The sequence below is a fragment of the Nitrobacter vulgaris genome (assembly GCF_002028545.1).
Taxonomy (GTDB): Bacteria; Pseudomonadota; Alphaproteobacteria; order Rhizobiales; family Xanthobacteraceae; genus Nitrobacter; species Nitrobacter vulgaris.
In genome coordinates, this window is the sequence record NZ_MWPQ01000009.1 from 49,136 (window position 1) to 60,641 (window position 11,506).

Annotated in this window: 11 protein-coding genes and 1 pseudogene; 7 read left to right on the plus strand and 5 right to left on the minus strand. The window is 60.4% G+C overall.

The annotated features are described in order from the left end of the window. Positions 1 to 97: 97 nt before the first annotated feature. Genes B2M20_RS03300 through B2M20_RS03320 form a run of 5 tightly spaced genes read left to right on the plus strand, consistent with a single transcriptional unit; the run spans position 98 to position 5,743 of the window. Positions 98 to 2,773 carry a hybrid sensor histidine kinase/response regulator gene (locus B2M20_RS03300; protein ID WP_079445670.1) on the plus strand — a complete coding sequence of 892 codons (2,676 nt, stop codon included), beginning with the start codon at positions 98 to 100 and terminating at the stop codon, positions 2,771 to 2,773. Positions 2,774 to 2,784: 11 nt separating this feature from the next. Then, complete coding sequence (locus B2M20_RS03305) at positions 2,785 to 3,255, plus strand: chemotaxis protein CheW (RefSeq protein ID WP_079445689.1); 471 nt, start codon at positions 2,785 to 2,787, stop codon at positions 3,253 to 3,255. A 50-nt stretch (positions 3,256 to 3,305) separates the two neighbouring features. Continuing rightward, the gene (locus B2M20_RS03310) at positions 3,306 to 3,671 is read left to right on the plus strand and encodes a response regulator (protein WP_079445671.1); all 366 of its coding nucleotides are present in this window, start codon (positions 3,306 to 3,308) and stop codon (positions 3,669 to 3,671) included. Between the two features lie 54 nt (positions 3,672 to 3,725). Then, on the plus strand, positions 3,726 to 4,880 hold the full coding sequence (locus tag B2M20_RS03315; RefSeq protein ID WP_079445672.1) for a protein-glutamate methylesterase/protein-glutamine glutaminase: 1,155 nt from the start codon (positions 3,726 to 3,728) through the stop codon (positions 4,878 to 4,880). Beyond that, positions 4,877 to 5,743, plus strand: a complete 867-nt coding sequence (locus tag B2M20_RS03320; protein ID WP_079445673.1) for a CheR family methyltransferase — start codon at positions 4,877 to 4,879, stop codon at positions 5,741 to 5,743. Before B2M20_RS03315 ends, B2M20_RS03320 begins: the two co-directional genes overlap by 4 nt. Positions 5,744 to 5,834: 91 nt before the next feature. Here the strand turns inward: B2M20_RS03320 and B2M20_RS03325 are convergent. The 4 genes and pseudogenes from B2M20_RS03325 to ctrA all read right to left on the minus strand — a co-directional run bounded on the left by B2M20_RS03325 (position 5,835) and on the right by ctrA (position 8,693). After that, a pseudogene (locus B2M20_RS03325) lies at positions 5,835 to 6,991 on the minus strand (glutathionylspermidine synthase family protein). Between the two features lie 27 nt (positions 6,992 to 7,018). After that, positions 7,019 to 7,396, minus strand: coding sequence for a hypothetical protein (locus B2M20_RS03330; RefSeq protein ID WP_079445674.1), 378 nt, complete (start codon positions 7,394 to 7,396; stop codon positions 7,019 to 7,021). Between the two features lie 2 nt (positions 7,397 to 7,398). Continuing rightward, entirely contained in the window at positions 7,399 to 7,803 is a 405-nt protein-coding gene (locus tag B2M20_RS03335; protein ID WP_079445675.1) for a DUF350 domain-containing protein, read from the minus strand. Between the two features lie 188 nt (positions 7,804 to 7,991). Continuing rightward, positions 7,992 to 8,693, minus strand: coding sequence for a response regulator transcription factor CtrA (gene ctrA / locus B2M20_RS03340; RefSeq protein ID WP_079445676.1), 702 nt, complete (start codon positions 8,691 to 8,693; stop codon positions 7,992 to 7,994). A 368-nt stretch (positions 8,694 to 9,061) separates the two neighbouring features. Here ctrA and fliI point away from each other — a divergent pair, with 368 nt between their 5' ends. Both fliI and fliJ read left to right on the plus strand, forming a co-directional pair. Next, entirely contained in the window at positions 9,062 to 10,387 is a 1,326-nt protein-coding gene (fliI, locus tag B2M20_RS03345) for a flagellar protein export ATPase FliI (protein WP_079445677.1), read from the plus strand. 105 nt (positions 10,388 to 10,492) lie between these two features. Next, positions 10,493 to 10,918, plus strand: a complete 426-nt coding sequence (gene fliJ / locus B2M20_RS03350) for a flagellar export protein FliJ (RefSeq protein WP_079445678.1) — start codon at positions 10,493 to 10,495, stop codon at positions 10,916 to 10,918. A gap of 218 nt (positions 10,919 to 11,136) precedes the next feature. Here fliJ and B2M20_RS03355 read toward each other — a convergent pair whose 3' ends face one another. Then, positions 11,137 to 11,337, minus strand: coding sequence for a hypothetical protein (locus tag B2M20_RS03355; RefSeq protein ID WP_079445679.1), 201 nt, complete (start codon positions 11,335 to 11,337; stop codon positions 11,137 to 11,139). Positions 11,338 to 11,506 lie beyond the last annotated feature (169 nt).

The window sequence follows — 11,506 nt, forward strand, 5'->3', positions numbered from 1 at the left end:
TTTGACTTGCTCAACCAATGTTAACGCTTTGCGGTGAAACTGGCCCGGCCGTGAAAGGCGCGACGACGTCGCCTCGGCGTTTCGAAGGCCAGAAGGCATGGATGATCTTCTTTGCGAATTCCTGACCGAGACCAACGAGAGTTTGGACACGGTTGACAACCAGCTCGTCCGATTCGAGCAGGATCCAAACAATGCGAAGATATTGGATAATATCTTCCGGCTAGTCCATACCATCAAGGGAACGTGCGGCTTTCTGGGCCTTCCAAGGCTAGAAGCGCTCGCTCATGCGGCGGAGACGCTGATGGGCAAGTTTCGTGACGGCATGCCGGTGACCGGCGAGGCCGTGACGCTTATTCTCTCCACCATCGATCGTATCAAGGACATCTTGGGCCAGCTCGAGGCGACCGGAACGGAGCCGGAGGGGGCCGACGCCGATCTGATCGATGCATTGCATCACATGGCCGAGGATGGTCCGTCCAACGCCGCTCCCGAGCCGTCCGAGCCCATGTCGGCAGATGAAACGGCGGGGACGCTCACCTACCAGATTCTCGAACGACCTCTGCGCCCCGGCGAGGTGTCGCTTGATGATCTCGAGCGCGCGTTCCGTGAGACGAATGTCGAGCCGACTGCGCCTGCTTCGCAGCCCGCGCCCGAAGTGTCCGCGGCGCCCGTTGCTTCGAAGCCAGTCGCAAAGGCTGCTCCGAAGAAAGTGGAGGATGCTCCGGAAGGCGATCGGGTCGCCAACCAGTCCATTCGCGTCAATGTGGATACGCTTGAGCACCTGATGACGATGGTGTCCGAGCTCGTGTTAACGCGCAACCAGCTGCTCGAGATCAGCCGTCGCCAAGAAGACAACGAATTCAAGGTGCCGCTGCAACGGTTGTCCAACGTCACCGCGGAGCTGCAGGAGGGCGTCATGAAGACGCGGATGCAGCCTATCGGCAACGCCTGGCAGAAGCTGCCCCGCATCGTGCGAGACCTCTCGAGCGAACTCGGCAAGCAGATCGAACTCGAGATGCATGGTGCCGACACCGAACTCGACCGTCAGGTTCTCGATCTCATCAAGGATCCGCTGACGCACATGGTACGAAATTCCGCCGATCATGGCCTGGAAACACCGGCCGAGCGCGTCAAGGCGGGCAAGCCGGAGCAGGGCTCGATCCGTCTTTCGGCGTATCACGAGGGCGGCCACATCATTATCTGCATCGCTGACAACGGCCGCGGTCTCAATACCGAGCGCATTAAGGCCAAGGCCATTCAAAACGGTTTGGCGACCGAGGCCGAAATCGAGAAGATGACTGAGGCGCAGATCCATAAGTTCATCTTCGCACCGGGGTTCTCCACCGCTGCAGCTGTAACCAGCGTCTCCGGTCGCGGCGTCGGTATGGATGTGGTGCGGACCAATATCGATCAGATCGGCGGTACAATCGACGTCAAGTCGGTGGCCGGCGAGGGTTCGAGTGTCACCATCAAAATTCCGCTGACGCTGGCGATCGTGTCTGCGCTGATCGTGGAGGCCACGGGTGATCGCTTTGCGATACCGCAGCTTTCGGTGGTCGAGCTGGTGCGCGCGCGCGCCAATTCGGAGCACCGTATCGAGCGGATCAGGGACACTCCGGTCTTGCGGCTGCGAAATAAGCTCTTGCCATTGATGCACTTGAAGACCCTTCTGAAGATCGATGATGGCTCGGCCAGCGATCCCGAGAACGGCTTCATCGTGGTCACGCAGGTCGGCAACCAGACCTTCGGTATCGTCGTGGACGGCGTGTTCCATACGGAGGAAATCGTGGTCAAGCCGATGTCGACCATGCTGCGGCATATCGGCATGTTCTCGGGCAACACCATCCTGGGCGACGGTGCTGTGATCATGATCATCGACCCGAACGGGATCGCCCACGCGCTGGGCGCATCGGTCTTGTCTCAGCAAGAGATCTCCGATGAGAGCGCTGCGCGAGCCAGCGCCGCCGAGCAGACATCACTTCTGGTCTTCCGTGCCGGATCGGATCAACCCAAGGCCGTGCCGCTCGCACTGGTCACGCGACTGGAAGAGATCGCGGTCGACAAGATCGAGATCTCCGACGGCCGCTATATGGTGCAGTACCGCGATCAGCTCATGCCACTGATTCAGATGGATGGCGTTTCGGTTGGAAAAGACGGGTCGCAACCGGTCCTGGTGTTCGCTGATGACGACCGGGCAGCGGGGCTGGTGGTCGACGAGATCATCGACATCGTCGAGGAGCGTCTGAACATCGAGGTGGCGAGCAGCCAGCAGGGCATCCTCGGCTCCGCCGTCATCAAGGGCCGGGCGACGGACGTAATCGATATCGGTCATTTCCTGCCGATGGCCTTCGCCGACTGGTTCAAGCGCAAGGAGATGCGTGCGGCTGCCACTGCGCGGTCGGTGCTGCTGGTGGATGACAGCGCCTTCTTCCGCAACATGCTCGCGCCGGTTCTCAAGGCTGCAGGCTATCAGGTTCGGCTCGCGACCAACGCGCGGGAAGGTCTCGTCGCGCTGCGGTCGGGTCAGGAATTCGACGCGATCCTCACAGACATCGAAATGCCGGACATGAACGGCTTCGAGTTCGCGGAGACGGTGCGCTCCGATAACCGCTTGAACGGCACTCCGATTATTGCGCTGTCGTCGATGATTTCTCCGGCCGCGATCGAACGGGGCCGTCAGGCCGGTTTCCACGACTACGTAGCCAAATTCGACCGGCCTGGCCTGATTGCTGCACTGAAGGAGCAGACCGCCGAAATTTGCCGGGCGGCATGAAGGACCAGATGATGACCACGGTAAATCACGCAAACGAAAGCGCACTCACCGAATACGTCACCGCGACGATCGGCGACCAGTTGTTTGGGCTGCCGATCTCACGCGTGCAGGACGTGTTCAAGCCGGAACGTCTAACCCGCGTGCCGCTGGCCTCGAACGATATCGCGGGCGTCCTGAATCTGCGGGGCCGTATCGTCACCGCGATCGATATGCGCGCCCGGCTCAAACTTCCCAAGGGAGAAGCCGGTCGCCCGCCCATGGCTATCGGCGTCGAACTGCGCGGTGAGTCCTACGGACTTTTGATCGACTCGATCGGCGAGGTCATGAAACTCCCGGATGAGGGCCGCGAGGTCAATCCGGCTAATCTCGACCTGCGGATGGCGGAGCTGTCGGCAGGTGTGTATCGGCTGGATGGGCAGTTAATGGTTGTTCTCGATGTCGATCGTGTTCTGGAGATTGGACCTGACAAGCTTGCAGCTTGACCCGGCAAATGCCGGCCGAGGGAAAGCGCTGAAAAGACACGGAGACCAAAATGAAAACGTGCCTGATCGTTGACGACTCGAGTGTCATTCGCAAGGTCGCACGACGTATCCTGGAGGGCTTTAATTTCCACATCGTCGAGGCGGAGGATGGCGAGAAGGCGCTGGATGTTTGCAGGCGTGAACTGCCTGACGCCGTGCTTCTGGACTGGAATATGCCGGTCATGGATGGCTACGAATTCCTTCGCAACCTTCGCCGGATGCCTGGCGGCGATCAGCCGAAGGTTGTGTTCTGCACCACGGAGAATGATGTGGCGCACATCGCCCGCGCGCTCCACGCCGGCGCCAACGAATACATCATGAAGCCGTTCGACAAGGACATCGTGTCAGCCAAATTTCAGGAAATCGGCCTGATCTAAATCTCGTCGCGATCCGGACGGCTGGACATTTTTATTCGTTGCGTGGGGTGGGGCATGAGTACTGCTGTGGCAAGTCCGGTGGCTCAAGATTCGAGAAAGCAGGAGCCGCTGCGCGTCATGGTGGTCGACGACTCCGTCGTAATACGCGGACTGATTTCCCGATGGATCGAGGCTGAACCCGACATGATAGTTGCGGCCTCGCTGCGCACCGGGCTCGACGCCGTCAAGCAGGTTGAGCGCGCCAATCCCGATGTCGTGGTCCTCGATATCGAAATGCCCGAACTCGACGGCATTTCCGCGCTGCCGCAACTGCTGGCCAAAAAGCGCAACCTCATTGTCATCATGGCCTCGACGTTGACACGCCGCAATGCGGAGATCAGCTTCAAGGCGCTGTCGCTCGGCGCCGCCGATTACATTCCGAAGCCCGAGAGCACGCGCGAGATCGCGGCGGCTGATATCTTCAAGCATGACCTGATCCAGAAGATCCGGCACCTCGCTGCAAAACGTCGTCGTCCGGCGACGGCCGCCGCACCGCCGCTGGTCCCGCGCGAACAGGAACCGCTGGCCAAAGCTACTCCTGCGACGAGCCGCCCCCCGCCAACGCTGCGTGCCTTCAGCGCAAACGTCCCGCGTGTGCTGCTGATCGGCTCGTCCACGGGCGGGCCGCAGGCGCTGATGGCGCTGGTGGCCGGAATAGGGCCGGTGATCGACCGTTGTCCGGTGCTGATCACCCAGCACATGCCGCCGACGTTCACCACCATTCTCGCCGAGCATCTGGCGCGGGCCGCAGGGCGCCCCGCGCATGAGGGAGTGGATCAGGAGACCGTGAAGCAGGGTCATATCTATCTTGCACCCGGCGGTCGTCACATGCGGGTGGTCCGAAAAGGAGTAGACGCGGTCATCGTTCTGGATGACGGCCCGGCGGTGAATTTCTGCAAACCAGCCGTCGATCCTCTGTTCACGTCGGCGATAGACGTCTGGCAGGGCAGCGCTCTGGCCGTGATCCTGACCGGAATGGGATCCGATGGAATGCGCGGCGGCAGGCAGATTGTCGCCGCCGGGGGGAATGTCATCGCGCAGGACGAAGCGAGCAGCGTGGTGTGGGGAATGCCAGGCGCCGCTGTCCAGGACGGAATTTGCGCGGCCGTTCTGCCGCTTCAACAAATCGCTCCGAAGCTGGTTCGGTTATTTGCGGGAGACCGTCTGTGACACCGCTTGATTTTGAGTACTTGCGCAAGTTGCTGAAAGAGCGGTCCGGCCTCGATCTTGCCGCCGACAAGCAATATCTGGTCGAGAGCCGTTTGACTCCGCTCGCACGCAAGGCCGGCTTCTCCGGTATCGGCGACCTCGTGCAGAAAATGAAGAACGGTGCTGCGGCCCTGACGGTTGACGTCGTCGAGGCGATGACCACCAACGAAACCTTCTTCTTTCGCGACAAGACACCGTTCGATCATCTGCGCGAGACCGTGATCCCGGCGCTGGTCGAGGCCCGCGCGGCTCGTCGGAACCTGCGGATCTGGTGCGCCGCAGGTTCGACCGGGCAGGAGCCGTATTCGATCGCGATGTGCCTGAAGGAGTGCGGTCCGGCGCTCACGGGCTGGCGCACCGAGATCATCGCCACCGATCTGTCGAACGAGGTGCTCGAAAAATCGCGCGCCGGCCTCTACAGCCAGTTCGAAGTGCAGCGTGGACTGCCCATTCAGTTGCTCATCAAGTATTTCAAGCAGGTTGGCGAACTGTGGCAGATCAACCCCGACATTCGCGCGATGGTTCAGCACCGCCAGCTCAACCTGTTGCAGGATTTTTCCCATCTTGGGACCTTCGACGTGATTTTCTGCCGCAACGTACTGATCTATTTCAATCAGGAAACCAAAATCGGCGTCTTCACGCGGCTTGCGAAGCAGATGGAAGCTGATGGTTTCCTTGCGCTCGGCGCTGCTGAAACCGTAGTCGGGCTGACCGATGCGTTCAAACCGCATCCCGATAAGCGCGGTCTTTATCTGCCCAATCGCGTTTGCTCGCCCGCGCTGGTGCCGGGCATGCCGTCACCCAAGGCGGCGGCCCGCGCGTAGCTGCGCTTCGGGGGCATTCTGGAGCGCGGCTTTGGCGACGACGAATGTGTTGCGCTCGCCGCTTACGCGGCATCCGGAGTGATGCCGCGTTTCACAAGATCGCATGCGGCACAAAGCGAGACGTGTTGCCCGTGATCGGGTTCTCGTCCTCACGGATCGACAGTCCGCAAGCCTGATCGCCAACGATCCAGCTTCCGATCACCGGATACTGACCATCAAAGGTCGGCAACGGCGCGAAGGCCTGACGCACGAACCCTTCGCCGCCGTAGGGTCCACCCTGCTGATCCAGCGCCGTTCCGCCGCTGATCAGTTCGATGTTGGCGCCTTCGCGTGAGTATATCGGCTTGCGCACATACGAGTTGCCGAGCTTGCTCGCCGCGGCATCGTCCTCGAAATAGGCGGGCAGCAGGTTCGGGTGGTTGGGGAACATCTCCCACAGCAGCGGCAGAATTCCCTTGTTGGAGAGCACGACCTTCCAGGGCGGCTCAACCCATCGCGTCGACGCAGCCTGAACCTTGGAGCCAAAGCTGTCGCGCAGCATCCATTCCCAAGGGTAGAGCTTGAACGCGAGCTCAATGCGACGATTGTCAAGATCGACGAACTGGCCGGTGCCGTCGACGCCGATGCGCTCGATCTCCAGCGATGTCGTTTGAAGGCCGGCCTGCCGGGCGGTGTCCTCGAGATAGTTCAGTGTGACCGCATCCTCGGGGTTGTCGTACAGCCCGGTCAGATGCAGATGGCCATTCGTCGCGATCTCGCGCCAGCGCGCGATCAGTTTGTCGTGGATGGAATTAAACTGATCGACATTCTTGGGAATGATCTGGCGCTCCATCGCCTGTTCGAGCCAGGTCCATTGAAACACCGCGGCCTCGAACAGCGAGGTGGGGGTATCGGCATTGTATTCGAGCAGTTTCGCTGGCCCGTGACCGCTGAAGCTGAAGTCGAAGCGGCCGTAAAGCGTGGGATCGCCGCGCCCCAGCTCTCGGTGAGGATCCGCCAGCAGGCTTGCGGAATCCTGAGGCGGCGTAGCACGCTCTCGTCATTCATTGCACGCTCGACCAGTTCGAGGCACATGGCGTGGATTTCGCCGGTCGGTGCTTCGATCTGCTGCTCGATCTCGTCAAGCGTGAACGCATAATAGGCCCGCTCGTCCCAGTACCGCGCGCCGTCAAGGGTATGAAATGCGAAGCCGGCATTCTCCGCGGTCGATTGCCAGTCGTCGCGTTCGGGGCAGGCGATGCGTTGCATAGGAGGAACTCGCGAGCCGCAGGCGTGTCAGCCGCCGGAGAAGTGAGCCGAAATCGCATGGGCGAAACCGCCGAAGCCGCCGCGTGTCACGGAACCGCTGCCGGATTCGGATGAGGAGTGGCTCGAGGAATCGCTGCCGCCGTAATAACTCGATCGCGATGACCAGCCGCTGCTCGATGAACCCGAATTGCAGGCCGTTCCGGTCTGGCCGGGTGTTGCGGACGCCGCGACGCCGGGGCGGTTGGGCTCGCAGTTGTTGTGAGGCATCAGCAAGTAGGCGCCACCGCCGACCGCGAGCGTGCCCATCACCAGCAGCGCGACACGTCCGGAACGTTTCACCGGGGGCGACGATTCGAGCGGCGGCAGCCGTCGTTTCCCGAATTGTTCGGCGGGAGGCTGGGCCATGGTTAGTACACCATCGACGCAGCGTTGATCGCGCCGGCCGCGACCGATGACAGGCCGAGCCAGATCGCCGGCGCGAGTTCGCCGGCGGCGATCCGAGCCGACAGGTTCGGTACGGGAATTTTGACGATGTAATAGACCGCGATCTGCACGTTCAGCGCGATCACGCTCCAGATCAGACAGTCGATCACATTGACGGTGTGCATAATGGCACTGACCACCGGAATGACGAAGCCAACCAGGCTGAGCCCGAGCGCGATCGCCGCGGCGGGATGGTTGTCGCAGATCAGCTGGAATTCATCGTGCCGCGTGACGCGCGTATAGACGAACAGATACAGCACGACCGCGATCAGGCCTGTGCAGAAATACAGCAGGAAGGCCGGCAGCCCGGCCAGCGATTGCAGGATCATGTCAGCCCCCGTGGTGACGCCTCAGCCCCGGATAATCAGCCATGTTGTGTCAGTCGAGGCAACCCGGCGACGGGTTCAGGGCAGGATCGGGCCTTCGGGTCGAGTAAAATGCAGACTTCTAGGTCTCGCAAACAAAGACCCCGCCATTTGCGGCGGGGTCAGTCTGGGAGGAAAGGTGAAGTCCGGTATCACGCCGGAATGCGGACTTCGTCATCGTGCGGTTCACGGAGCACGTAGCCGCGGCCCCAGACGGTTTCGATGAAGTTGCGGCCATCGGAGGCATTGGCGAGTTTCTTGCGCAGCTTGCAAATGAATACGTCGATGATCTTCAACTCGGGCTCATCCATGCCGCCATAGAGGTGGTTGAGGAACATTTCCTTGGTCAACGTAGTACCCTTGCGCAAGCTGAGCAGCTCGAGCATCTGATATTCTTTGCCCGTAAGGTGGACACGCTGCCCGCCGACTTCCACAGTCTTGGTGTCGAGATTGACTACGAGATCGCCGGTCTGGATCACCGACTGGGCATGACCCTTGGAGCGGCGCACGATCGCATGGATGCGGGCCACCAGCTCGTCCTTGTGGAAGGGCTTTGTCATGTAGTCGTCGGCGCCGACGCCGAGACCCTTGACCTTGTCCTCGATACCGGCAAGGCCGGAAAGGATCAGAATGGGTGTTTTGATCTTGGAGACGCGCAGCTGCTTGAGCACGTCGTAACCCGACATGTCGGGCAGGTTGAGGTCGAGAAGGATAATGTCGTAATCGTATAGTTTGCCGAGATCGACGCCTTCTTCGCCGAGATCCGTCGTATAGACGTTGAAACTCTCGGACTTGAGCATCAGCTCGATCGACTGCGCGACGGCGCTGTCATCCTCAATCAGCAAAACGCGCATGCCAGTCCCCTAATCGTCGCCGCGCCGGGCGTCAGGCCGGCCGCAATACTTGCGGCACTGGAAACGCCTTTAAGCAACTGATTCGGATCCTGACAGCTTATGGTTAACAAAAACTGTTTCTGTTCTGCAAGTCTCTTCGGTGCAATTTTCATCGAATCGCCCTAAGCTGTTGCATTGAAGCAGCTTTCCTTATCCGACCGGCACTCAGGCTCCACATTAAAAGTCAGGCCTAACCGACTCTCGCGACTCGCCTTCGTCCTGAAGACACGCGCGCTCAGTCACCAAAGACAGTGACGCAATGATTAACGATGCGGGTAAACACGAGGTTAAGGAGCTCGGCTAATGCGCGGAAACCTAAGGATTTCACGATGAAGAGCTTGGCCGAGCGGATTGGCGAGATCGAGCGCGTCAATATTTATGGCCGCGTGGTCGGTGTACGTGGGCTGATGGTTGAGATAGCCGGCCCTATCCATGCGATGTCGGTGGGAGCCCGTATCGTGATCGAGACCGGCGTCGGTCGGGCCATCCCGGCGGAGGTGGTCGGCTTCAACGGCGACAATGCCGTTGTCATGCCGTTTGCCGGCCTTGACGGGGTACGACGCGGCTGCCGCGCCTTGATCGCCAATGCCTCCGGCCAGGTGCGGCCGGCAGCCTCATGGCTCGGACGTGTTATCAACGCCATGGGCGAGCCGATTGACGGCAAAGGGCCGCTACCACAGGGGCCGGCGCCGGTGCCGTACCGTAATTCGCCGCCGTCGGCGCATTCGCGCAAACGGGTCGGCAAACCGCTCGATCTCGGCGTCCGCGCGCTGAACACATTCCTGACCTGCTGCCGTGGCCAGCGGCTCGGCATTTTCGCCGGCTCCGGCGTCGGCAAATCGGTGCTGCTGTCGATGTTGGCGCGCAACGCGGATGCCGACATTTCGGTCATCGGACTGGTCGGCGAACGCGGTCGTGAGGTGCAGGAGTTCCTGCAGGACGACCTTGGCGAAGAGGGGCTCGCACGATCGGTCGTCGTGGTTGCGACTTCTGATGAGCCAGCCTTGATGCGGCGTCAGGCCGCCTATCTGACTCTGGCGGTCGCGGAATATTTCCGCGACGAGGGCAGGGACGTCATGTGCATGATGGACTCGGTGACACGCTTTGCAATGGCGCAGCGCGAAATCGGCCTGTCGACCGGCGAGCCGCCCACCACGAAGGGTTACACACCGACAGTGTTCACCGAATTGCCGAGGCTTCTGGAGCGCGCCGGTCCCGGCGCCGACGAGGGAACCATCACCGGCATCTTCACCGTGCTGGTGGACGGTGACGATCATAACGAGCCGGTGGCCGACGCAGTGCGCGGCATTCTCGACGGCCACATCGTGATGGAGCGTGCCATTGCCGAGCGAGGTCGCTACCCCGCGATCAACATTTTGAAGTCGGTGTCCCGCACCATGCCGAAATCGGCTGATCCAGCCTTCCTGCCGATCATTACCCGCGCGCGACAGATGATGGCCACTTATTCCGATATGGAGGAACTCGTCCGGCTCGGCGCCTATAGGACCGGCTCCAACGCAGAGGTCGACGAGGCAATCAAGTTGAATCCGATTTTAGAGGATTTTCTGCGCCAGGCGAAGGATGAGGTGACGAGCATCGAGGAGGGTTATCGAAGGTTGCAGCAAATCGTTAAGACCTTGGAAACGGAAAGCTAACTTTGTCGGGTCATCATCGGATTCTCATATGAGGAGTATGGCGGGATCCGAAGGAGGTGCCGCCGTTGTCCCGCGTAGATTGGGACTTCTGGGGAGTACGAGTCGATGAAGTCGCGTGAAACGCTGATCCGCCTGAAGAAATTCCAGGTCGAGGAGAAGCGTCGGAGGGTGGCTCAGATCGAGGGCATGATTGCTGATTTCCAGCGTATGTCGGTCGATCTGGAGCGTGAAATCGAAATCGAGCAGGAACGTGCTGGGATCGACGATCCCGCACATTTCGCGTATCCGACCTATGCCAAGGCAGCGATCCAGCGCCGGGAAAACCTGACCCGCTCCGCCGACGAACTCCGCGTCCAGCTCGAAGATGCCAAGATGGGCTTGGCGGAAGCCTTTGAGGAGCTCAAGAAAGTCGAATTGCTGGATGAGCGCGATCAGGCTCGCGAACGCGCAGAAGAGAACGCTCGCGAGCAGGCCGATCTTGATAGTATCGGTTTAATGCGCTCGCGCATGGGCGCCGCCACCATCGCGTGACGCGGGCGGTCCGCCGAAGAGAAAAATTCCGCATCGGCGCCGACGGCTTCTATCTGGGTGCGCTTATTATTATGGGGTGTTTATAACGAAAGAAAACGCCCGTGGGGGGCGGGCGTTTTCCATCGTAGTCCACTTGGGGTTAGTGGGTCCTCTACGTACTCACGTGGCGACTTCGGGGGGCAAATGTAAAGAAGCCTCGTGAATTCCTTCAAACTCCTTCAGCGGACGACCATCGCGCCCGAACTCGTAACAGCCATCGGCTTCCCGGCTTTGATGACGCGTGCAGTCTGGGTATAGCCATCGTCAGCGTTCATGCGCGCTGAAATTGCGAAACCCGCCACTGCAATACCTGCAACAAGAGCCACAACCACGATCTTCAGGTGGGTCGTCCGATCCGCGCTGTAAATCGAATGGTTCATTGGAAGCCCTCCTGGCGTAACTTCCTTCTTGGAGATTGGTCTCCGCTGCCTGCGCAGAGGTTCATAATCTGTAAGCGTCCATTTCTCGCACCCTTGTTCGATCGTTAGCGACCCCGATCTGTTCCTGTCTTCAATTTGAAGATGGAGAGAACAGCATGACGAGCGAACA